22 protein-coding genes are annotated in these 22866 nt (G+C 68.6%); 1 reads left to right on the top strand and 21 read right to left on the bottom strand.

Annotation, left to right across the window (positions count from 1 at the left end; translation table 11 throughout):
- Positions 1–31 precede the first annotated feature (31 nt).
- From TSH20_RS28135 to TSH20_RS28055, 17 genes are all read right to left on the bottom strand, one after another.
- A complete protein-coding gene (locus TSH20_RS28135) occupies positions 32–760 on the bottom strand; it encodes a porin (protein WP_109156775.1) in 729 nt (242 codons plus the stop codon).
- A 418-nt stretch (positions 761–1178) separates the two neighbouring features.
- Positions 1179–1940: a 5-oxoprolinase subunit PxpA gene (locus tag TSH20_RS28130; protein WP_109156774.1), complete on the bottom strand. Its 762-nt coding sequence runs from the start codon at positions 1938–1940 to the stop codon at positions 1179–1181.
- Between the two features lie 42 nt (positions 1941–1982).
- Positions 1983–3557 carry a HAMP domain-containing methyl-accepting chemotaxis protein gene (locus tag TSH20_RS28125; RefSeq protein WP_109156773.1) on the bottom strand — a complete coding sequence of 525 codons (1575 nt, stop codon included), beginning with the start codon at positions 3555–3557 and terminating at the stop codon, positions 1983–1985.
- Between the two features lie 38 nt (positions 3558–3595).
- Entirely contained in the window at positions 3596–4618 is a 1023-nt protein-coding gene (locus tag TSH20_RS28120) for a biotin-dependent carboxyltransferase family protein (protein ID WP_109156772.1), read from the bottom strand.
- The gene (gene pxpB, locus TSH20_RS28115; RefSeq protein WP_109156771.1) at positions 4615–5382 is read right to left on the bottom strand and encodes a 5-oxoprolinase subunit PxpB; all 768 of its coding nucleotides are present in this window, start codon (positions 5380–5382) and stop codon (positions 4615–4617) included. The genes TSH20_RS28120 and pxpB overlap by 4 nt, the downstream gene beginning before the upstream one ends.
- Before the next feature lie 45 nt (positions 5383–5427).
- Complete coding sequence (locus TSH20_RS28110; RefSeq protein WP_109156770.1) at positions 5428–6195, bottom strand: transporter substrate-binding domain-containing protein; 768 nt, start codon at positions 6193–6195, stop codon at positions 5428–5430.
- Positions 6196–6280: 85 nt separating this feature from the next.
- On the bottom strand, positions 6281–7072 hold the full coding sequence (locus tag TSH20_RS28105; RefSeq protein ID WP_109156769.1) for a putative hydro-lyase: 792 nt from the start codon (positions 7070–7072) through the stop codon (positions 6281–6283).
- Positions 7073–7320: 248 nt separating this feature from the next.
- A complete protein-coding gene (locus tag TSH20_RS28100; protein ID WP_109156779.1) occupies positions 7321–8025 on the bottom strand; it encodes an ABC transporter ATP-binding protein in 705 nt (234 codons plus the stop codon).
- A gap of 67 nt (positions 8026–8092) precedes the next feature.
- Complete coding sequence (locus TSH20_RS28095; RefSeq protein WP_247871444.1) at positions 8093–8812, bottom strand: ABC transporter ATP-binding protein; 720 nt, start codon at positions 8810–8812, stop codon at positions 8093–8095.
- Positions 8809–9855, bottom strand: coding sequence for a branched-chain amino acid ABC transporter permease (locus TSH20_RS28090; protein ID WP_199232041.1), 1047 nt, complete (start codon positions 9853–9855; stop codon positions 8809–8811). The genes TSH20_RS28095 and TSH20_RS28090 overlap by 4 nt, the downstream gene beginning before the upstream one ends.
- Positions 9855–10721, bottom strand: coding sequence for a branched-chain amino acid ABC transporter permease (locus TSH20_RS28085; protein WP_109151798.1), 867 nt, complete (start codon positions 10719–10721; stop codon positions 9855–9857). The genes TSH20_RS28090 and TSH20_RS28085 overlap by 1 nt, the downstream gene beginning before the upstream one ends.
- Positions 10722–10938: 217 nt before the next feature.
- Entirely contained in the window at positions 10939–12279 is a 1341-nt protein-coding gene (locus tag TSH20_RS28080; protein WP_199232040.1) for an ABC transporter substrate-binding protein, read from the bottom strand.
- A gap of 172 nt (positions 12280–12451) precedes the next feature.
- On the bottom strand, positions 12452–13372 hold the full coding sequence (locus TSH20_RS28075) for a LysR family transcriptional regulator (protein ID WP_199232039.1): 921 nt from the start codon (positions 13370–13372) through the stop codon (positions 12452–12454).
- Between the two features lie 57 nt (positions 13373–13429).
- Positions 13430–13999 (bottom strand): hypothetical protein, encoded by a 570-nt coding sequence (locus tag TSH20_RS28070; RefSeq protein ID WP_109151800.1) that lies wholly within the window; start codon positions 13997–13999, stop codon positions 13430–13432.
- A complete protein-coding gene (locus TSH20_RS28065) occupies positions 13996–14658 on the bottom strand; it encodes a ParA family protein (protein ID WP_109156767.1) in 663 nt (220 codons plus the stop codon). Before TSH20_RS28065 ends, TSH20_RS28070 begins: the two co-directional genes overlap by 4 nt.
- Before the next feature lie 148 nt (positions 14659–14806).
- Complete coding sequence (locus TSH20_RS28060) at positions 14807–15460, bottom strand: hypothetical protein (RefSeq protein WP_109156766.1); 654 nt, start codon at positions 15458–15460, stop codon at positions 14807–14809.
- Positions 15457–16287 carry a helix-turn-helix domain-containing protein gene (locus tag TSH20_RS28055; RefSeq protein ID WP_109156765.1) on the bottom strand — a complete coding sequence of 277 codons (831 nt, stop codon included), beginning with the start codon at positions 16285–16287 and terminating at the stop codon, positions 15457–15459. The genes TSH20_RS28060 and TSH20_RS28055 overlap by 4 nt, the downstream gene beginning before the upstream one ends.
- A 682-nt stretch (positions 16288–16969) precedes the next feature.
- Here TSH20_RS28055 and TSH20_RS28050 point away from each other — a divergent pair.
- The gene (locus TSH20_RS28050) at positions 16970–18202 is read left to right on the top strand and encodes a plasmid replication protein (RefSeq protein ID WP_109156764.1); all 1233 of its coding nucleotides are present in this window, start codon (positions 16970–16972) and stop codon (positions 18200–18202) included.
- A gap of 4 nt (positions 18203–18206) precedes the next feature.
- Here the strand turns inward: TSH20_RS28050 and TSH20_RS28045 are convergent, their stop codons facing one another.
- From TSH20_RS28045 to TSH20_RS28030, 4 genes are all read right to left on the bottom strand, one after another.
- Complete coding sequence (locus tag TSH20_RS28045) at positions 18207–18842, bottom strand: phosphatase PAP2 family protein (RefSeq protein ID WP_109156763.1); 636 nt, start codon at positions 18840–18842, stop codon at positions 18207–18209.
- Positions 18843–18939: 97 nt separating this feature from the next.
- The gene (hutG, locus tag TSH20_RS28040) at positions 18940–19755 is read right to left on the bottom strand and encodes an N-formylglutamate deformylase (protein WP_109156762.1); all 816 of its coding nucleotides are present in this window, start codon (positions 19753–19755) and stop codon (positions 18940–18942) included.
- Complete coding sequence (hutH, locus tag TSH20_RS28035; protein WP_109156761.1) at positions 19755–21290, bottom strand: histidine ammonia-lyase; 1536 nt, start codon at positions 21288–21290, stop codon at positions 19755–19757. The genes hutG and hutH overlap by 1 nt, the downstream gene beginning before the upstream one ends.
- Positions 21287–22651 carry a formimidoylglutamate deiminase gene (locus tag TSH20_RS28030; protein ID WP_109156760.1) on the bottom strand — a complete coding sequence of 455 codons (1365 nt, stop codon included), beginning with the start codon at positions 22649–22651 and terminating at the stop codon, positions 21287–21289. The genes hutH and TSH20_RS28030 overlap by 4 nt, the downstream gene beginning before the upstream one ends.
- Positions 22652–22866: the final 215 nt, after the last annotated feature.

The raw sequence follows: 22866 nt of genomic DNA, 5'->3' as shown, positions 1-22866 counted from the left end.
GGGCCCCCCCCCCCCGCCGATTCCGGTGCCGCTAGAACACCAGCCGGGTGCCGACCTTGACCACCGTGCCCATGGACCCGGCACCGCTGTCGATGTTGGTGTCGGCCATCACCTGCCAGCGCGGCGTGATGTGGTAGGCCAGATCGGCAAGGTAATGGTCGCTGGCCGCGCCATTCTCCGGCAGCGTCCGCCTCGCCCGCAAGGACAGGGTCATGTCGCCGCGGCCATAGGCCAGCGCCGCGTTCAGGCTGCGGACCAACAGGCCGTCGGCCTCCTGCTGCTGGCGCAGGTCGCCGTCCAGCGTCACGCTTTGCCACGCGAACTGGGTGCCGACGATCCAGGACTGGCGCGGCAGGCGGCGGCTGTCGCCGCGCACCCGCGCCCGGCTTGTCCCGGCGGAAAAGCGGGTGCTGATGCCGCCCATCAGGATGGTCTTGCGCACCGCCGCCTCAACCAGATGCATGGCCTCGCGCGGGTCGGGCATGTCGCCGGCGCCGCGCGGCATCGGGGTATAGCTGGCGCCCAGTTCGAAACCGCGCAGCGGCGGGGTGTAATAGCTCAGCTTCGCCGTCCGGCTGCCGGCCCCGGTGGAAGCCGGCAAGGCCGCCGCCCCCACCAGCCGGTTGCGGGCACTATCGGCCTGCCCGATCTCCAGCTCTCCCCATGAAACATCGACGGCCAAGAAATGCCGCTGATCTGAAAAACTACCCTTTTGGTATAGGATATCCGCAGACGCACCGCTTGCCGATAAAATCGTCATTGCCGCCAGAATAGGCATGGAAATGCTTCGTTTCATTTGGCAAGCCCTGTGCTGTTCGGCCGATGGTCGACTATTCGTTTGGTCGATACGGCCCTGTGTATCCTTTCCGGTTTGAGAGATGTTCGTCTAAAATTCTGACAAAACTGTGACCCAATCTTGGCATGCTGCGATGCAAAAGTGGGTGGTGGTTCGTGTAATGCGGGAGGATGTGGGAGACTGCAGGCTTACGGATACCCCCACCTAGCCTCCCCCGCTGGATGGGGTAGGGACTGCCGCTGCTCTCCCGTACAAGCGCTTGTTCCCTCCCCCGCCCAACTCTCGCACATAGCTTCGCTTTGTGCTGACGCGGCAGGCGGACCTTAGGTCCGCTGAGAGCGGGGGAGGCTAGGTGGGGGTTTAACTCAGCAAGTGGCAGCCCTTACGCCACCGCCCGCACCACAACGCCCGCCGCCTCCAACGCGCGGCGGACGGTTGCCGCCATGGCGACCGCGGTCGGCGTGTCGCCATGGACGCAGATGGTGTCCGCCACGATCGGCAGGCGGGTGCCGTGCCGGCTTTCCACCGCCCCGTCCAGCACCATCCGCACCACCCGTGCCGCCGCCAGATCCGGGTCATGGATCACCGATCCGGCCACAGTCCGTGGCGTCAGCGTGCCGTCATCCTCATAGGTGCGGTCGGCAAAGGCCTCGCGCGCGACGCGCAGACCCAGATCCTGCCCGGCACGCTCCATGGCGCTCAGCGGCGGGACGACGAACAGCAGGGCGGGGTCCACCGCCTTGATGGCGCGGGCGATGGCGCCGGCCAGATCCGGCTCCACCGCCGCCATGTTGTAGAGCGCGCCGTGCGGCTTCACATGGGTCACCCGCTGGCCCGACAGCGCGGCACAGGCCTGGAGCGCGCCGACCTGATAGGCGACCAGCCGTTCGACCTCCGTGGTGGTGATGCCGCGGATCACCCGGCGGCCGAAGCCGGGGCGGTCCTCGAAACCGGGATGGGCGCCGATGCGCACCCCCTTCTCCCCGGCCAGCCGGGCGGTGTCGGCCATGATGGTGGGATCGCCGGCATGAAAGCCGCAGGCGATGTTGGCGGAGGTGACGATGTCCAGCATCGCCCGGTCGTCGCCCATGGTCCAGGCGCCGTACCCTTCCCCCATGTCGCAATTCAGATCGATGCTCGGCATGGCAAGTCTCGCAATTCATTTAGGGAAGACGACAGGGCGTTTTCACGCCGCCTCCGACTGTCGCAGGGAATGGATGAAGCCGGCAACCTCGCTGCGCATCGCCCCCATCTGCTCCGCCAGCATGCCGGCGGCACCGTCCAGCTGGTTGGACGCGGCGCCGGTCTGCCCCGCCACGTCGGAGGTGACGTTGACGTCGCCCAGGAGGGCGCGAACCCCTTGCGCCGCCTCAGCAACGCCGCGGCCGATTTCCGCCGTCGCCGCGTTCTGCTCCTCCACCGCCGCGGCGATGGAGGCGCTGATCTGGCTGAGGCTCTCCACCACGCGGGCGATCTCGACGATCTCGTCGGCGGCAGAGCCGGTGGAGCCCTGGATGGCGCGGATTTGCGTCTCGATGTCCTCGGTCGCCTTGGCGGTCTGGGGCGCCAGCGCCTTCACCTCGCCGGCGACGACGGCGAAGCCCTTGCCGGCCTCCCCGGCACGGGCGGCCTCAATGGTGGCGTTCAGCGCCAGCAGGTTGGTCTGCTTGGCGATGGCGTGGATCAGCGTCACCACCGCCGACACCCGGTCGGAGGCCTGGACCAGCCCCGCCACCTGCTCCGTCGCCTTTGAGGCCCGGCGCGACGCCTCGTCGGCGATGGATTGCGAATGCTGCGCCTGGACCGAGATCTCGCGGATCGATGCCACCAGCTCGTCCACTGCGGCGGCCATGCCGTCGACCGAGGCGTTCACCGCCGCGGCGTTGCCCGCGGCCTGCCGGCTGACCTGGCCGTTCTGCTCCGCCACATCGGCAAGGCTGCGGGTGGCGGTGCCCATGCCGTCGGTGGTGCGCAGCACCTCGCCCAGCACGCTGCCGACGCGACGTTCGAAATCATCGGCGACCGCAGCGATGGCGGCATGCCGCTCCGCCTCGGCCTGCCGGCGCAGTGCGACCTGTTCGGCCTCCAGCCGCTGCTTGGCGGCGCCCTGCTCCTTGAAGACCTGGACGGCGGCGGCCATGCGGCCGATCTCGTCGCGGCGGTCGAGCGACGGCACGTCGACCGCCCCATCGCCGTCGGCCAGCCGCGTCATCACCCCGGTCAGGCGGACGATGGGACGGGTGGCGCCGCGCACCATCAGGAACAGCACACCGCACAGCGCCACCAGCGCCGCCAGCCCACCGCCGGCCAGCAGCCATGCCCGCTCCCGCGCCTGGACCTCCGCCCGGCGGGGCGACAGGTGGATTTCCACCGTGCCAAGCGTATCGACGCGGGCGCCGCTCTTGCGCTGGATGTCGGCGCGGCGGACCAGCACCGACGGATCGCCGTCCGACACGTCGCCGCTTTTGGCGAAGAGCTGCCCCTTCGGGTCGAGCACCCGGCTGCCGAGATAATCGGGATCGTTGGCCAGCGCCGCCAGCTGCGCCGCGGCGGAGTCGGCATCGACGTTCCACAGCGGCTCCGCCAGCCCGCCAGCGATGACGCGGACGGTGACGGCGGCCCGGTCCTCCAACGCGGTGCGGGCATCCTCGCGGTTGACGGTGACGACGGCGGCTATGCCGGTCGCGCTGATGACCGTGACCATCAGGGCGATGGGAACGACGACACGCATTGCAAGGGTACGGCCCACACGCTGCAGCATCGGGAGACCTCCATTGTGGGTGACGGAAAGGGGCGGGATCAGTCCCAGCCGGTGACGGCGCCGCCGATCAGGTTGAAGCCGAGCAGCCGGCCGCTGTCGTACAGCGCGAAGCCGCCGGCCGATTGCAGCAGCGCCGGCAGGCCGTCCACCATCTCGCGATGGCGGGCCTGGATGCGCCCGGCCTCCGCCGCATCGACCGGGGTGAAGCGCAGCCGCTCGCCGGGCCGCATCTGCGCCAGCGCCGCGACATCCGGCCCGACGACGCAGGCGATCTTGGGATAGCCGCCGGTGGTCTGGCGGTCGGCCAGCAGCACGATGGGCCGCCCGGTCCCCGGCACCTGCACGGCGCCCAGCGGGATGCCGTCGGAGGTGATGTTGAAGCCGCGGGCATGCTCGATCGCCGGGCCGTCCAGCCGGCAGCCCATGCGGTCGGCCTCGTGGCTGACGGTGTAGTCCTCCTCCAGGAAGGCTTCGATCCCGTCCGGGGTGAAGTAATCCTGCTGCGGCCCCAGCATGACGCGCAGCCGCCCGCCGCGAGCCGGCAGCAGAGAGGGGTCAAAGCAGCGCTCTCCCCTGTCCGCCGCCTGATCCAACGCCAACGGCAGCCGGTCGCCGGCCTTCAGCGCACTGCCGTCCAGCCCGCCCATACGGCTGCGTATGTGGGTGGCGACGCTGCCCAGGACCGGCTGAAGCGCGAAACCGCTCTCCACCGCCCAATAGCCGCGCATGCCGCTGCGCAAGGCGCCGATGCGCAGGGTCTGACCGTCGGTCAGGCGCAGGCTGGTCCAGGCCGAGGCCGGCTCGCCATCCACCGTCAGGTCGGCATCGGCGGCGACGGCGATGCGCACCGGTCCGCCTTCCACCACGATGCTGTCGCCAGCCAGGGTGAACTCCACCGCCCCCTCCCCCGGCCGGTTGCCGACCAGGGCGTTGGCGACGGCATGCAGCAGCGGATCGGCCGCGCCGGCGACCGAGACCCCATAGCGCTGATACCCGACCCGCCCGCGGTCCTGCAGGGTAGAGCTGGGACCGGCGGTCAGGACACGCAGATGGCTGGTCATGCGGCGGCTCCCTGCAGCAGGACGGCGGGGGAGGTCACCGTCTCGCAGTCGGGCAGGTAACCGCTCAGCCCCTCCAGCCGGTCGAACTCGGCGGCGCTGATCGCGGTGAAGCGGATGCGGTCGCCCGGCGCCAGCAGGAAGGGCGGCTCCCGTTTGAGATCGAAGGTCTTTGCCGGGGTGCGGCCCAGCAGATGCCAGCCGCTGGGCATGGCGATGGGGGAGATCGCCGCCTGCGCCCCGCCCTGCATGACGCTGCCCGCCGGGGTGACCATGCGCGGGTTCTCGCGCCGGGGCTGGTGCAGCACCTCCGGCAGCCCGCCGAGATAGGCGAAGCCGGGGGAGAAGCCCAGCATATAGACGCGGTAGTCGGCGCTGCAGTGCAGCCGCACCACCTCCTCCGCGCTCAGCCCCGACCGGCGCGCCACGTCGTCCAGATCCTCGCCGTGGGCGCCGCCGAAGCAGACCGGCACGATCCACCGCAGTTGCGGTTCCGCCGCCGCCTGGGTCAGTTCCGCCGCAAGGTCCAGCAGGGCTTGCCCCAAAGGCGCCGCCGCCATGACTGCCGGGTCGAACTGCACCAGGATCGAGCGGTATGTCGGCACCGTCTCCACGATGCCGGGAAGGCCGGCGTCGGCGATGCGGCGGTCCAGACGGTGGACGGCGGCGTTCAGGTCCTGGGCGATGCCGTCGCCCAACTCGACGATCAGGGCGCTGTCCCCGGCCGGCCGCAGAACGGGCGCCGGAAACGAAGTGGTCACGCTCATGGCGGCTTCTCGAAATCTGGTCGAAGGGGGATAAGCGCCCGCCACTCAGCGGGCGTATTTGTCCAGGATCTGCTGATAGGCGCCGCTGGCCTTCATCGCCGCGACGCCCTTGTCGAACTCGTCGCGCAGCGTCGTGGTGTCGCGCGCCTTGGTGAAGGCGATGTAGCTGGGGATGTCCTGCACCGCCGGGGTCAGTTCCTTCACCTTGTCCAGCGCGCCGGCCTGCTTCAGGAAATACTGCGCGACATAGCGGTTGCTGGGCATCACGTCGAAGCGGCCGGAGACCAGCTTCTTCACGTTGCTGTCGCTGTCGTTCGACTTCTCCACCGCCGGCAGCACGCCGGTCTTGATCGCGTCGTCGACGATGGAGCCATAGCTGATCTGGTTGACCACGCCGAACTTGCGGTCGGCCAGCTTGGTCAGGTCGCCGTCGAAGCTGACCGGGCTGTCCTTCGCCACGAACAGCGACACCACCTGCGGCACCAGCACCTGGGTGGAGTAGTTCAGGAACTGTTCGCGCTCCGGCGTCTTGTAGGCGGTGAAGATGGCGTCCGCCCCGCCCTCGCGCACGGTGTCGAGCGCACGCGCCCACGGCATGATCTCCACCGTCACGCTATGGCCCGAGGATTTCATCGCCTCCGTCACGATGTCATAGGCGATGCCGGCCGGCTTGCCGCCGTCGTCATAGATCAGCGGCGGAAAGCTGAGCGCCACCATGCGCAGCTGGTCGGCCGATGCCGGTGCCGCGACGGCCAGCAGGCCGGCGGCGAGAATGGACGAGGACAGCAGGCGGGCGGAGAACGGATGCGGCATCGGGCAAGCCTCCACTGTTGCCGCCCGAGGCGGAGTGCCCGCGCGGCGGTCGGTGTTGCTGGGATTTGAAAGGGAGACGGAGCGGTCAGAGCACCGACAGGTGCGTGTTCAGCAGGTCGGTGATCAGCATGGCGCCGGGGCTGTGGGTGATGGCGATCGGCGGCCGGGCATTGCGGATCGCGACCTGTGGCGTCACCCCGCAGGCCCAGAAGACCGGAACCTCGCCGGGCTCGATGGGAACCGCCTCGCCATGTTCGGGATCGGCGATGTCGCGGATGCCGATGGCGGCCGGGTCGCCGAAATGCACCGGCGCACCATGCACCGACGGGAAGCGCGAGGTGATCTGGATGGCGCGGATGGCGTCCTTCGGCACCATCGGCCGCATCGACACCACCATGGTGCCGCGGAAGCGGCCGGCGGGCGTGCAGGCGATGTTGGTCTCGTACATCGGCACATTGCGGTTCATCGCGATGTGCCGCACCGGCAGCCCGTCGGCCAGCAGTGCTTCCTCGAACGAGAAGGAGCAGCCGATCAGGAAGGCGACGAAATCATCCTGCCACAGGTCGGTGATGTCGGTCGGCCCGTCCATCAGCACGCCGTCGCGATAGACGCGGTAGCGCGGCACGTCGGTGCGGATGTCGATGTCGTGGCCGAGAGTCGGGAGGCGCGGGTCGCCGACCTCCGACACCGCCAGCAGCGGGCAGGGACGCGGGTTCGCCTGGCAGAAGCGCAGGAAATCGCCGGCCCAGTCAGCCGGCAGGATGGCGAGGTTGGCCTGGACATGGCCGGGAGCGAGCCCGGCGGTCTGGCCGCTGTTGGCGCCGCTGCGGATGCGCAGGCGCTCGGCGGCGGCGGTGAGGAAGGGTGTGGTCGTCATGGGAATGGTCCGGGGAGTTGGTGTATGTGGAGGTTTTGGCTTCGCTTGCCCCCACCCCGACCCTCCCCCGCTGGGCGGGGGAGGGGGACAGGAGCTTTGTCGGCGCTCTAGCGGCAGTCCCCTCCCCCGCCCAGCTCTCGCACAAAGCTTTGCTTTGTGCTGACGCGGCAGGCGGACCATAGGTCCGCTGAGAGCGGGGGAGGGTTAGGGTGGGGGTCTAGCTCGGTGGTGGTCTAACTCCGCCCCCGTCACATGCCCAGATACGCCTGCCGCACCTCGTCGTTGCCCAGCAGATCCTGGCCGCTGCCTTCCATCACGACGCGGCCGGTCTGGATGACATAGCCGCGGTCGGCGATCTCCAGCGCGCGGTGGACGTTCTGTTCGACCAGAAGCACCGTGATGCCGCGCCGGCGGATCAACTGGATGGTCTCGAAGATGCGGGTCACCAGCTTGGGCGCGACGCCCCAGGACGGCTCGTCCAGCATCAGCAGGTCGGGCTGGCTCATCAGACCGCGGCACATCGCCAGCATCTGCTGTTCGCCGCCCGACAGGGTGCCGGCCTGCTGCTTCCGCCGCTCGCCCAGCACCGTGAAGGTGTCGTAGGCGAATTGGAGCGTTTGCTCGCGCTTGGCCGCATCGCTGGTGGTGAAGCCGCCCAGCATCAGGTTCTGTTCCACCGTCAGGCGGGGGAACAGCCGGCGGCCTTCCGGAACCAGGACCAGCCCGCGCTTGACCCGCTCATGGGCCGGCACGGCGGAGATGTCCTGGCCCTTCAGCAGGACCGACCCGCCATCGAGAGCGTTCAGCCCGGCGACGGCGCGCAGCGTGGTGGACTTGCCGTTGCCGTTGCCGCCGACCAGCGCGACGATCTCGCCCCGGTTCAGGGTCAGGCTGATGTCGCGGATGGCCGGAACCCGGCGGTAGCTGGACTGGATGTTGCGTACCTGCAGCATCGCCTCGCCCACCGGCGCGACGGCAACCGGGCGGACGGGTTCGGACAGCGTCGGTTGGAGCATCGTCTCACTCCCCCAGATAGGCGGCGATCACCGCCGGGTTCTCGGCGATCTCGGCCGGGGTGCCGTCGGCGATCTTGGCACCATAATCCAGCACAAGCATCCGGTGGGCGATGGGCATGATGCCCTCCATCACATGTTCGACGATGATGCTGGCGATGCCGCGCTGGTGGATGCGGTGGACCAGTTGCGACGCCTCGCGCACCTCGGTCGGGTTCAGGCCGGCCATCACCTCGTCCAGCAGGATCAGCTTCGGTTCGGTGGCGAGCGCGCGGGCGACCTCCAACCGCTTCTGCTCCGACACCGTCAGGTCGGACGCCGGGGTGTCGGCCCGGTGCGACAGGCCGACGAAGGCCAGTTCTTCCTCCGCCCGGTCGCGGGCTTCGGCCACCCGCTTGTTGCGCAGCATGGCGCCGATCATGACGTTCTCCAGCGCGGTCATCGACTGGAAGACGCGGACGATCTGGAAGGTGCGGGCGATGCCCAGCGCCGCCGCGGCCTCCGGCGTCGAGCCGGTGATGTCGTGCCCTTCGAAGGCGATGCGCCCGGTGGTCGGGGTGTGGAAGCCGGCGAGGCAGTTGAACAGCGTGGTCTTGCCGGCGCCGTTCGGGCCGATCAGCCCGATGATCTCGCCATGATGGACGATGAAGCTGATGTCGCGGTTGGCGATCAGTCCGTCGAAGGCCTTGCCCAGGCCGTCCACGGCAAGCAGAGGAGCGGTGTTCACGGGCGGACCTCCATCTTCTCGGCCTTCACGCCCTCGGACTTGGCGGCGGGCTTGGAGCCCGGCAGGTGGCGACGCAGATCGCCCAGCAGGCCCAGCACGCCGGACGGGCTGAACACGGCGACCAGGATGATCATGGCGGCGTAGATGATCATGTCGGTGCCGGACCCGGTGCTGCCGAACAGGGTGCGGCTGTATTCCTCGATGGTGATGAGGATGACGGCGCCCAGCACCGGACCCATCAGCCGGCCCACCCCGCCCAGGATGGCGATCAGCGCGATCTTGATCGAGATCGTCGTCGCCAGGACCGAGCCCGGATCGATGAACATCTCCTTCTGGGCGTAGAAGCTACCGCCCATCGCGGTCAGGAACGCCGACACCGACAGCGCGATCAGCTTGTAGCGGGTCAGGCTGACGCCCAGCGCGCGGGCCGCCTCCGGCTCGTCCTTGATGGCGCGGAAATAATAGCCGATGTGGCTGCGCTCGATCGCCCAGGAGACCAGCACCGTCAGTACCAGCAGGCCGAGGATGACGTAGTAGTAGGGCAGCTTGGACAGGAAGATCAGCCAGTTCCAGCCGCTGCGGTCCATCGGCAGGTAGAGGCCGACGGCACCCTCCAGAAAGTCGCTGTTGGTGACAAGGATCTGCATGATCTCCGCCACCGCGATGGTCGCCATGGCGAAATAATGCCCCTTCAGCCGGAAGCAGGGCCAGCCCATGGCGAGCGCGAACAGCGCCGCCACCAGCCCGCCGGCCACCGCTCCGATCCAGGGGCTGATCCCCAGCGTCAGCAGCAGCATGGTCGAGGTGTAGGCGCCGATGCCGTAGAACACCGCATGGCCCAGCGAGACCTGACCGGCATAGCCGCCGACGATGTTCCAGGCGACGCCCATCTGGGCACCCATCAGGATCAGGATCAGGAAATTCTGCTGCGACGGTTCGGTGATCGCCAGCGGCAGCACGGCGGCAAGCGCCAGCAGGGCGCCGGTGCCCATTGCTTTGGGCGAGATGGGCGCCTTGCGTGAGAGAGTGGTTCCGGTCGTCATCAGGCTTTCCCCAGCAGGCCGCGCGGACGCACCAGCAGCACGATCAGCAGCAGCGACAGCACGATGGCGGTCTTGTATTCGGGGCCGATCAGGAAGCCGCCCAGCACCTCGATCAGTCCGACGATGATGCCGGCCAGAAAGGCGCCGGTGACGCTGCCGAAGCCGCCCAGCACGACCACCACGAAGGCGATCAGGATGAAGTTCGACCCCACCTCCGGGAAGATCGGGAAGAAGGTGGCGATCAGCCCGCCGGCCAGACCGGCGCAGGCGGCGCCGATGCCCCAGGCGAGGGCGAACATCTTCTGCCCGTCGATGCCCATCAGGGTCGCCGCCTCACGATCGATGGCGGTCGCCTCCAGCGCGGTGCCGAGCCGGGTGCGGTGCAGGAACATCCACAGGGCGCCGGTGACGCCGACCGCTCCCAGCGCCGCGACGAACTGCGGCAGGCCGAACTGGACGGGGCCGAGGGCGATGTTGCCGCTGACCAGGCTGTGCGGGATCAGCCGGTGGTCCGGCTTCCAGAAGAACTGCGCCAGACCGCGCAGCAGGATCATCAGGCCGAAGGTCGCGAAGATCTGCGACAGCATCGGCGCCTTCAGGATGCGGCGGATCACCGTCTGGTAGACGATGACGCCCACCGCGAACAGCAGCAGCGCGGTCAGGGGAAGCGCCACGATGGGGTCGATGGCGAAGAGGGCGAAGGCCCAGAAACTGGCGTACATGCCCAGCATCAGGAATTCGCCATGGGCAAAATTGACGATGTCCATCACGCCGAAAATCAACGTCAGGCCCACCGCAACCAGGGCATAGATCAGCCCGATCAGCAGGCCCGAGACGAGCACTTGGATGAGAATGTCTGCGGTCATTGCCGCGCCCCTTTTGCGGTCAGGGTGGGCCGGAGGAGCGATGACGGGCGGGATACCCCCCTCTCCCCCCCCGGGAGAGGGCCGGGGTAAGGGGGACGCACGGCGTGGCTATCCCAGAGGTCCCGCCACGCATCCCCCTCACCCTAACCCTCTCCCCCGGGGAGAGAGGGGATCAGAGGCGTCCCAATCAAAGCTCCCAATGAAGAAAAGGACCGCCTCAGCGGCCGTCCCAGGCCGGCATCGGGTAGACGACCGGCTTGGTCGCCACGTCGAACGGCCACACCGTCACATACTGGCCGCCCTGCACCTGGACGATGATGCCCTGGCCCAGCTCGTTCTGGCCGTTGGCGTCGAACTTGACGCCCTTCCACGGCATGATCAGGCCGCTGGCCGGGATGTCGGTCTTCTGAAGCGCCTCGCGGATCGCGTCGGGCTTGGTCGAGCCGGCCCGGTCGAGCGCATCGGCCAGCACCGCGATGCCGGTGAAGGCGCGCGCCGAGTTGCCGTTGAAATTCACGCCGGAGCGCTGATGCATCAGGTCGTTGACCTGTTTGATCAGCGGGTTGCGTTCGGCCTGATCGAGCGCCCAGACCTCGCGGCTGATGACGAACTCGCCATCCTTGCCCATGGTCTTCAGGAACTCGCTGTCGTTGAAGCCGGCGTCGTTGGCCAGCAGCATCTTCGGCGAGAAGCCCAGCTCCTTGTAGGTCTTCATCGACAGGATGGCATCGCCGAGATAGCTGGACTGCATGATGACCGCCGGGGCGGCGGCCTTGATCCGCTGCACCTCCGACGTCATCTGCGTCGTCTTCGCCGGATAGAGGATCTTCTCGGCGATGGTGAACTTCTGCTCCTCCGCCAGCTTGACCTGCAGCTTGGTCGTCTCGTTGCCCCACAGCGTGTTCTCGTTGAACAGCGCGACGGTGCGCAGCTTGTCACCGGTCTTCTTCTCCATGTCGCCGAGGAAGGTGAAGAAGTTGCCGACGAACAGGTCGTCATGCGGCGTGGTGCGGAAGAACCATTTGAACTTGCGCTGGGTCAGTGAAGCCGACGAGGACTCGCCGTTCAGGAAGGGCACGCCATAGCGCTCGGCGACCTGGCTGGCGGTGGCGGTGACGTTGGAAAAATAGGCGCCGGTCAGCGCCACCACCTTCTCGCTGGTGATCAGCCGCTCGGCCTCGGTGGCGCCGACCTGCGGGTTGCCCTGATGGTCGCCGAAGATCAGCTTGATCTTGGCGCCGTTCAGATGCGGCAGGCCGATGCCGGCGACCAGCCCCGGCGGGGCGGGGATTTCCTTGTTGATGATGGCGGCGGCCAGTTCGGCGGCGGCCTTCAGCTCCACACCGGTGGAGGCGGCGGCACCGGTCAGCGGATAGATCACGCCAATGCGGATCTCGTCCTCCGCCTGGGCCGGAGAGGCGCCGAAGCCGATGCCGGTCAGCGCGGTCGTGGTCAGCAGGGCCGCCGCCACGAGCATGCGCTTGATCGTCTGCCGGCGGGTGGGGAGCTTGCCCTTGGGCGTGCGGGTAGGGTCGGTGATCGCTGCCGCGAACCGCATCGTGAAATCTCCTCTGTTCAGTGCCTTGGTGGCTTTCGGCGCGTGCCTTTCCGGCTGTTCGGTTGCGCCTCTGACAAGGATGATGACACGAACAGTCTTGGGTCCGTCCAATCGTATGTTTTGATCTGGATTGATAAGCAGCGACGATCAATCGCTTGCTAATGCGCGCCGATCACTCTGCGGCCTGGGGCGCCTCGTTGCCGGTCGTCGCCTCGTAATTGGCGGCCACCTCGGCCGCCAGATCGGCGACGACCGACGCCATATGATTTTCCGCGGTGGCGGAATGGGCGGCGCAGAAGGTCATGCCGGGCAGCGGTGCCTGCGACCGGATCAGCCGCAGCCGGCCTTCCGCCAGTTCGCGCTGGACGATGACGGTGGGAATCACGCTGACGCCGACGGCATCCACCGCCATCCGCACCACGCTGGCGAGCGAGCTGTTGCCGAACATCCGCACCGGCAGGCCGATGGACGAGAACATCTCGCGGATCACGCCATAGGGCTGGGTGGTGCGGGAAAAGGTGATGATCGGCCAAGCCGCCAGATCCGCCAGCGACACCGGCTCCGCCGGCAGCGACAGCGCCGGACTGGCCACCCAGCCCAGCGGGTAATTGCCGACCGGGATCGTCCTGAACCGCACGTCGGTGTAGGAAGCCAGCATCACCGCCACGTCCAGTTCATGACGGGCGAGCGCATCGCGCAGGCTGGGGGAGGTTTCCACCTCGATCTCCAGCGACACGGCGGGGTAGAGGGCGTTCAGACGCTCGATCAACTGGCTGAGCCAAGTGTGGACCACCGTCTCCGCCACGCCCAGCCGGATGACGCCGCGGATGGCGCTGCGGTCCGCGACCGCGGTCAGCAGCTCCGACCTCAGCGCCATCATCTTCTCGGCATAGGTCAGCAGAACCATCGCCTGCGGTGTCGGCGCCACCCGCCGGCCGACACGCTCGAACAGCACAACGCCCAATTCGTCCTGAAGCTGGGCGATGCGGGCGGAGACGGCCGGCTGGGTGGTGTTCAACCGCTCTGCCGCCCGACGGAACCCGCCGAGCCGCATCGTCCAGATGAAGATTTCCAGCGATTTCAAGTCCAGCATGCCTCACCCATCCCCGTCCCGGATCATCGCACGCCGCACCGTCATCGCCGGCCGTCCTCAGTCCTCGTCGGCCAGCGTCGCCAGTTCCGCCTCCAGCACCGCCAGCCGCTCGCGCAGCCGGTCGCGCTCCGCCTCCAGCGCTTCGCGGCGGCTGACATGGTCGATGGCCTTGTTCCGCAGGTCGCGCTTGAAGCGGACGATCTCCGGCCGGGTGACGTCGGGCCGGATCAGGTTGCGCTGGTCGGCCAGCCGCAGCTGCTCGCTGGTCAGGGTGGCGAGCTGGTAGACGGTGGCATAGCTCGGCGGCAGCTTCGGTCCGGGCAGGCGCCCGCTGTCCACCGCCTCCGCCACCATGCGCAGCTGATAGGCGACCTGATAGCCGAAGGGCAGCTCGTTCTCTACCATCGCCTGGAACTCGCCATGCGGCAGCCGCGCCCGCGCCTGGACCAGATAGCGGCCGATCAGCAGGAACTTCTCCTGCGCGCTCCGCCAGAGGGTGGAGATCTCCTGGACGAACTCCTCGCGCCGGACGAGGTCGACCGTCGCCTCCGACATGCGTTCGATCCGCTCGTCCACCGCGATGTGACGGCGGGCCTGGGCCTTGGAAACCTGCTTGAACCCGCTCATTGCGCCAGCTCCAGTTCGTGGCGGACAAAGGCCCAGACGCCGGCGACATGCTCGGCCCCCTTGCCCCCCTTCAGCTCCAGCAGGCCGAGACCGCGGCCGGCGGTGAACTGGATGTCCTCGTAATCCGGCACCTCGACCGGGCAGATCCGGCCGTCGCCCAGCAGCTTGCGCTGCGCCTCGGTGAAGCCGCGGGTGCGCGGCTTGACGCGGTTCATGACGAAGGCGGCGTTCTTGCCGTAGCGGCGGACGAAGCGCATCCAGGGCCGGACGGAGTCCAGGTCGTCGTCGCTCTGCCCGGTCGGGACCACGATCAGGTCGGACGACAGCGCCAGCAGCTTGAATTCCTCCGGATGGTCCTCGATCGACGGCGGCGTATCTATCACCAGAAGATCGAAGCCCGCGATGCCGTCCAGCGCCGCCCGGATGTCGACCGGCGTCATGCCCGCCTCGAAATGGGTGATGGAGGCCATGCCATCCGGACGCTTGGCGAACCACTTGGTCAGGCTGCGCTGCGGATCGAGGTCCAGCGTCGCCACCGCGCAGCCATCGAGCGCCGCCGCCACCGCGATGTTGCGGCTGAGCGTTGTCTTGCCGATCCCGCCCTTCGGGCCATTGACCAGCAAGCGCTTCACCGGCACGTGTCCCGTGTCGTTGCTCATTCCCATGCCCCTTATCGCCATCGGCTGTCGGCCCCTTTTATCAAAGCCGGGCCGTGGCGCAAATCTAAGACATGTCTTAGCTTCGCTCCGTCCGGACAGGGTGTCGCCCCTGCCACAGAAGCGCGATTTAAGACAGAAACCGCCTTCATCATCGCATACGACGCATCGCCGACGCCAGCACCGGACGCACGGCACCGGCTCCGCCGCCCAACTCCCCGGTCCGCTCGCCGGCCCATTCCCCAGCCAGGGCGATGGCGCGCAACCGTTCGGCCAGAGCCCGTTCGGCGGCACAGGCCTCCTCGCACAGCGCGCGGATCTCGGCGATGCTCGGCCGCCATTTGCGGGTGCGTCGCCAGCGGCGGGCCGCCTGATCAATGGCCCAGGCCGGGAACTCCCCCAGATCGTCCGCCCAATCCATCGCGAGCAATTGCTCCACCTCCGGCGTCGTCGCCTTCGCCGGGAAATGGCTGAGCAGCGCCAGCACGCGGCCCAGCAGGTGATTGGCCGGCGCCGGTGCCAGGATGGTTTCGTCGATCTCCGCAAGCGCCCGGCGGGCAAGCGCGGCATGACGCGGCGTCACGCCGTCGGGAGGCGTCCAGTCCTCCACCACATCGGCAAAGCCGTCCTCGGTGAAGCGGCTGTGGCGCCCGACCTGCCCGCGGTCGAGCAGCCGTTGCAGCGGCTCCGGCAATGCTTCGCGCAGCATCCGGCTCCGCAGGGCCGGGGGCATCGCCGGATCGAAGGGCAGCGGCAGGCTAGGCGGAGCAGCGGGTGCCGCGGGAAACGGGTGCAGGTTGCTCATGCGATCCCCCAGGGATTGGCGGGCGTGGCCGATTGTCCGGCGTTCAGGCGCGCTGCAACGCTGGCCCAGGCCGACAGGCGCTGTTCCGCATTAGCAGCGGCAGTGGGTGGTGTTGTGCGGGAAGCGGTGCGGGCACCACGGTTGGCCGATCCGCGGACCGTTGCCGCGGGCTGTGGCGCCATACGCCCGGCGTCCTGCAACAGCCAGGACCGCCACGCCGCCGCCGGATCGCGGTAGCGGTAGCCATGGGCCCGGCATTGCTGGACGAAGCGCTCGGCATGTCCATCGACGTCGAGGTCGGGGAAGCGACTTGCAGCCCACTCGCGGTCTGCGGTCGGCGGCGTCCAGTCCTGCGGAACCGCCCCGGCCACCGATGCCATCCCGTCGTCCGCACGCCGGTGGAGCGTGTCTGGAATCTGTTCTGGTTCAGGCTGTTCATGACTCGCCGCTGAACAGGGGGAGTCCGCCGCTGAGTCAGCGGGGCTGTCCACCCCTGCACCATCAGCGGCCTTCTCTTCCGGCGCGTTCCCGGCGATCAGTGCCAGCCGATAGCGGCAGCTCAGCCTGCCGCCATTGGCCGAGCGGCGGTGTTCGATGCCGACCAGCCCGAGCGCCTCCAGCCGGCCCAGGATCCGGTTGACGGTCGGCCGGCTGCGTTTCAGCTTGTCCGCCAGCGTCGCCTGCGACGGCCAGCAGACCCCCGCCTCGTCGGCGTAGGTGCTGAGGGCCGCCAACACGGCGAGGCCGTCGGCGTCGAGGTCGGGGTGGTCGAGCCACCAGGCCGGGATCCGGCCCCAGCGGTTGGGGTTCGTGCTGTTCTCGGTCATCTGTGGCGATACTCCTCCGCGCCATCCGCGCAAGTTTGGACGCATGGACGGCCGCATGTCTGGCTGTCACGATTGGTCCAGAGGATTCGAAGCGGTTGATGGCAGAGTCGAATCGCGGGCAGGCACTCCATGACCACCCCATGGAGCGGCAGCCCGCGCATGGTGAGCGACAGCCCGCGACCGTAAAGCCCCTGCCCGCGACCATGGAGCATCGGCTCGCGGTTCCGCTGCGAATCGGAATCCTGATGCTTTTGGCCGCGGTCCTGGAGCCTTTGCCCGCGATTCGGCACCCGCCACCGACCTACGATTCCCAAAATTCCTGGAGCAACAGCCCGCGATTGACCGCGGATAGCGGCATTCGGGAGCAATCCGGCCCCTCTCGCTTCCGTTCCCGCCCGCCATGGAGTGCCAGCCCGCGGTTCCGCTCAGCCCGCCTGCCGGTCCACCGGTGCCGATTCTCCCCGATTCTTCAAGGAGTCGCGGTCACGCACCCTGGCAGGACCGCCCTCGCGGCCCAATCGCGGGCTGTCACTCCATAACCGCGGGCCGTTGCTCCATCATCGCGGGGTGCGGCGCCATATGCGCGGGCTGTCACTCCATCCCGGATGCGGTAATTTCTCCGCGTTCTGTTGCACCGGCGGGTCCGGCGCGCCATGGTTACTCCCGACCTTCGGAGACGTTCATGACCAAGATGGCCCCGACCAGCGCCGCGCAACTCATCCTGTTCGAGCTGGAAGACCGTTCGCAATCACACCTGATCGCGCTCTACGATCTGGCGCCGCGCTTCGTCTTCGTTTCCCGCGACAACGACAAGGAAAAGGCCGCCAAGGACAAGGGCGAGCTGGTCACCAAGGACAACTTCATCAAGTCGGTGCGGCGCGAGTTCGCCTTCCGCGGTCGCAACTATCGTCTGACCGTCCAGCCCGCCCGTATCGACCGGCTTAGCACCGCGAAGAAGGACGACCGCGCCCCCGGTACCGGCCCGGATCTGGTCGAAGTCGAGATCTTCCCGTCGGAACGCGAACAGGTGGTGGAGCAGGTCGTCCGCCGCCTCGCCATGGACCGCTCGCGCTTGTCGCTGACCGGCGAGAACCGCGACAAGGTGCAGATGCGCTTCAGCCTCTACGAGATTCAGCGCGAGTTGCGGGCGGTCAACCACACCCTGTCGATCCAGGACATCCGCGAATCCCTGACCATCCTTGCCCGCTCGCGCATCATCATCTCCACCGGCGGCAGTGCCGAGCCGGGGAAGAAGAGCCGCGGGCAGAACCTGCTGGAATCGACCGCCTTCCCGGTGCTGGCGATCCGCTCGCGCCCGGATCTGGTCGACGAGGATGGCGGGGTCGAAGAGACCTATCTGGAATTCAACCCGCTGGTCTCCGCCGCCATCCGCGATCTGGAGTTCAAGCCGGTCTCCTACGCGTGGCTGATGAAGCTGAAGTCGCCGGTGTCGCGCTGGCTCTACAACCGCCTGTCGATCGAATACGACACCGCCGACGACGAGGCGAAGCCGATCTCGATCAGCGCTGACGAGATCATCAAGAACAGCGGCATGAACGAGTGGTCGCGCCGCCGCGACACGCTGCGGGTGGTGACCTCCGCCGTCGACGCGCTGGTGGAGGAGGGGATCCTCGACGTCGCCGACAAGGAATACACCAAGGTCGGCAAGCGCATCGACGCCATCGACTATGTGCTGACCCCGTCGCAGAAATTCCTCGATCAGGTCCGCCGCGGCCGCAGGGTGCAGACCACCAACATCGACCTGCTCAAGCAGATCGTCGGCAACGCCATGCGCCCCGACGGTTTCGTGCCGCTGAAGGCGGGGGAGGCGGCGGAGGTCCGCAACAAGCGCACCAAGCGGCTCGCCGATCCGGCCAAGCCGCAACAGGCCGCTCTGCCGCTGCCGAAGAAATAACGGCTCAGCGCGCCAGAAGGCGCCGCGCCAGCAGCGTCACCGCCGTTCCCAGCAGGGCGCCGGCCAGCACGTCGGACGCCCAATGCCGGTGCCGGACCACCCGTCCGCCGGCGAGCGCTGCCGCGGTTCCGTAGATCATCAGGCTTTGCGCGGGCGACCGGCTGACGGTGGCGAGCGCCGTCGCCGCGGCGAAAGCGCTCGCCGCATGTCCCGACGGCAGCGACCGCGCACTGATGCGCCATCCCGGTTTGCGGCGCGGGGCGCATTCATCCGGGCGCCGACGCTTCACATAGCGCTTGATCGAGCGGCTGGCGGTCGCCGTCACCACCAGACCAGCCACGCCGACGCTGCCGGCGCGGCGGAGATCCGGCCGACCGGTCAGCAGCCCGACGATGCCGGCGATGGCGAAGCCGGGGATCAGCACATGCCGCTTTATGGCGTAATGGCCCGCGGTCGCCAGCGCATGGCTGACTGGGCCGGGATCGCAGGTGACGATGTCATGCACTTGGGCATCCAGCGCATCGACGGCGGTCAGGGTGGGCTGAAGGATCGCGGGAACCGGGTTTCCGCCGTAACCGATGCCGCCACCCGGATTTTCGATGCCGCTCTGTTCCCCGCTCTGTTCGATGATGTCGCTCAACGTCGATCCTCTGCATCCTGCGCCGCAACAAGGGGCGCCGCAGAGGAACGCAGGGCGGGCGGGGGGAGTTCCGCGCCCGCCTTGCTTCCGGTTCGGATCAGCCCCGCGCCGGCCGCCAGCCGGCAAAGGCTTCCAACACCGCCGTCAGCACCCGCTGCAGCTTTTCAGCCCGGTCGGGGCGGTAGGCGAAGGGCGGTGCCTCCTCGTCCATGTAACGGTCCTGCGCCAGTTCCATCTGGATGGCGTGGACGCCGTTGGCCGGCTGACCGTAAGCGCGGGTGATGTGGCCGCCGACGAACCGCCCATTGGTGACGCAGGTCAGCCCCTCCGCCGCCGAAGCACTTTCCATCGCCGCGACGACGCGGGCGGCCAACTGCGGATCGACGCTGGTGCCGCGCGCCGTTCCCAGATTCAGGTCGGGCAGCCGCCCGTCGAACAGGCGCGGCACATGGCTGCGGATGGAGTGGGCGTCATAGAGCAGGGCGAAGCCGTGCCGCGCCTTCACCCGCTCCAGTTCCGCCGCCAGCGCATCGTGGTAGGGCCGCCAATAGCCCTCCACCCGCTGCGCCACCTCGGCCTCGTCGGGGGCCTGGCCGTCGCGGTAGAGCGGCGTGCCGTCGAACAGCACATCCGGGCACAGGCCGGTGGTCGCCTGTCCGGGATAGAGGCTCTCGCCGGTCGAGGCCCGGTTGAGATCGACGACATAGCGGGAATAGCGGGCGCTGAGCAGCGTGGCACCCATGCCGCCGGCGAAGCCGTACAGGCGCGGAATGTGCCAGTCGGTGTCGCGCAGGGTCAGCGCCTCCTCCGTCAGCCGCTCGGCCAGACCGGGGGACAGCTCGGTGCCGCAATGGGGCATGCTGATGACCAGCGGCCCGTCGCCTTGCACCAGATCGTAGATCGTATCCGTCATCATGCGGTCTCCAGTTCCACCGGCATCAGATGGTCAAGCGACCCGTTGCGCACCAGGGCACCGATGGCGGCCAGATCCGGGGCGAAGTAGCGGTCGACCTCGTAGCGCGGCACCTCGGCGCGGATGGTGGCGATGGCCTGCTCCAGCCGGTCGGCGGTCTTCAGCGGACGATGGAACTCCAGCCCCTGAATCGCGGCCAAAAGCTCTATACCGACGATGTCGGCGACGTTGCCGGCGATGTCGCCGAGACGCCGGGCCGCGAAGGTCGCCATGCTGACATGGTCCTCCTGGTTGGCGGAGGTCGGCAGGCTGTCGACGCTGGCGGGGTGGGCGAGGGACTTGTTCTCCGACGCCAGGGCGGCGGCGGTGACATGGGCGATCATGAAGCCGGAATTCAGGCCCGGTTCGGCGACCAGGAAGGGCGGCAGGCCGCTGATGGTGGTGTCGATCAGCATGGCGATGCGGCGTTCGGCGAGCGCGCCGATCTCCGACGCGGCGATGGCGAGCTGGTCGGCGGCCATCGCCACCGGCTCCGCATGGAAGTTACCGCCGGACAGCACCTCGTCGGTGTCGACCAGCACCAGCGGGTTGTCGGTGACGCCGTTCGCCTCGATCACCAGCGTCCGTGCCGCCTGCCGCATCTGGTCCAGCACCGCGCCCATCACCTGCGGCTGGCAGCGCAGGCTGTAGGGATCCTGCACCCGGTGGCAGTCGGGTCCCTGATGGCTGGCGTTCAGCTCGCTGCCGGCCAGCACCTCGCGGAAGGCGGCGGCGACGGCGATCTGGCCGGGCTGGCCGCGCAGCGCGCTGATCCGGGCGTCGAACGGACGGTGGCTGCCCTTGACCGCCTCGACCGACAGGGCACCCGCGACCAGCGCCGCCTTGAAGGTGCGCTCGATCTCGAACAGGCCGGCGAGCGCCAGACCGGTCGAGACCTGGGTGCCGTTGATCAGCGCCAGCCCTTCCTTGGCCTTCAGGTCGAAGACCGGCAGGCCGGCGATGCGCAGCCCCTCTTCCGCCGGCAGGATCTCGCCCTTCACCCGGACATGGCCGATGCCGAGCAGCACGCCGCACAGATGGGCCAGCGGCGCCAGATCGCCCGAGGCGCCGACGGAGCCCTTGCCCGGCACCACCGGCAGCACGTCGGCCTCATACAGCTTCAGCAGCGCATCGACCAGCGCCGGCCGTACGCCCGAGGCGCCGACGGCGAGGCTGACCGCCTTGATGACCAGGATCAGCCGCACCACGCCGTCGGCCAGCGGAGCGCCGACGCCGGTGGCATGCGACAGGATCAGGTTGCGTTGGAGCGTTTCCAGATCCGCCGCGGCGATGTGGGTGTGCGCCAGCTTGCCGAAGCCGGTGTTGACGCCATAGACCGCCTCGTCGCCGCCGGCGATCTTGTCGATCAGCGCGCGCGAGCGCTCCATCCGCGGATAGGCCGCCGGGTCGAGCGTCAGGGGCGGACGGCCGCGGTAGATGCTGCGCAGCGTGTCGAGCGACAGCGCGCCCGGAACCAGGGTGATGGTCTCGCTCATCCCAGAAGTCTCCCAAGTGTCTTTTTGAAGCGGTCGGCGATCTCCTCCTCCTGCGGGTGGCGGCGGTCGCGGACGATTGCGCGTCCGGCGATCACCACATCGCGCACGAGGGGAGCGTTGCCGGCGAAAATCCAGCCATCCAGCAGCGCGTCGCCCTTACGCGCCGCCAGCAGCGGGTGGTCGGTGTCGAGCACGACGATATCGGCGCGCAGCCCGGCGGCGATGCGCCCGGCCTCGAAGCCGGTGGCCTGCGCGCCGCCGGCCTGGGCGTCCTCCACCAGCCGGCGGGCGGTGGAGCGGCGGGGGCCGCCGGCCAGCACGGTGCGCCGTTCGCTGGTCAGCCGCGCGCCGTATTCCAGCCAGCGCAGTTCCTCCACTGGGCTGACGGAGATATGGCTGTCGGAGCCGATGCCCCAGCGGCCGCCCTGTGCCATGTAGGAGTCGGCGGCGAAGAAGCCATCGCCGAGATTGGCCTCGGTGGTCAGGCAAAGCCCGGCGACCGCACCGCTGGCGGCGACGCCCGCCACCTCCGCTGCGGTCATGTGGGTGGCGTGGATCAGGCACCAGCGGCCATCGACCGGCTGGGTGTCGAGCAGATGCTCCACCGGGCGGCGGCTGCGGAAGGCGACGCAGTCCTCGACCTCCCGGCGCTGCTCGGCGATGTGGATGTGGATCGGGCCTTGCGGGTTGGCGGCGACGGTCTCGGTCAGCAACCCGTCCGGCACGGCGCGCAGAGAGTGCGGGGCGATGCCCAGCCGCACGTCGGAGGATTCGCCATAAGCGCCGCGCAGGGCTGCGGTCAGCCGTGCGAACCCTGCCCTGTCATGGATAAAGCGGCGCTGCCCGGCGGTCGGCGGCGTGCCGCCGAAGCCCGACGCATTGTACAGCACTGGCAGCAGCGTGATCGGTAGCCCGGCCGTCCGCGCGGCGGCGACGGCGCGGTGGCTCATCTCGGCCGGATCGGCGTATGGGCGCCCGTCGCGGTCATGGTGCAGGTAATGGAATTCGGCGATGGCGGTGAAGCCGGCCTTCAGCGTCTCGACATAGAGCTGGGCGGCGACCGCCTCGAAATCCTCCGGCTCCATGCGGTCGAGCGCGCGGTACATCACCTCGCGCCAGCTCCAGAAGCTGTCGGAGCCCTCGCCGGAGCTTTCGCCCATGCCGGCGATGGCGCGTTGGTGGGCGTGGGAATGCAGGTTGGCGATGCCGGCGACCGCCGCCCCGGCGAAGCGCTCCGCGTCGGCCGGGCAGGCGGCATTGGGCGTCGCCGAGACGATCCGGCCGCGCTGGTCCGTCGTGACCAGCACATTCTCCGCCCAGCCGTCCGGCAGCAGCGCCGAGGCAAAAAACAGGTTGCTCATGAGGGCGCCCTCGCTATTATAGACAACACTATACAAGTATAGGCAACCGGCTGCCAAGAGCCTTCCTTCGTAAGCACCCCTTTCCGAACCGGAGCCAATCTCCCTCTCCCCCCCGGGGAGAGGGTCGGGGTGAGGGGGATGCACAGGAAGGATTTTTGGTAAAGGGCCGCCACGCGTCCCCCCCCCCCCCACCCCCCCCCCCGGGGGGGGGGGGG

Origin of the sequence: Azospirillum sp. TSH20 (genome assembly GCF_003115935.1) — a bacterium.
Taxonomy (GTDB): domain Bacteria; phylum Pseudomonadota; class Alphaproteobacteria; order Azospirillales; family Azospirillaceae; genus Azospirillum.
Note: the sequence above shows the minus strand (reverse complement) of the source record. Positions and strands in the feature narration are given on the sequence as shown.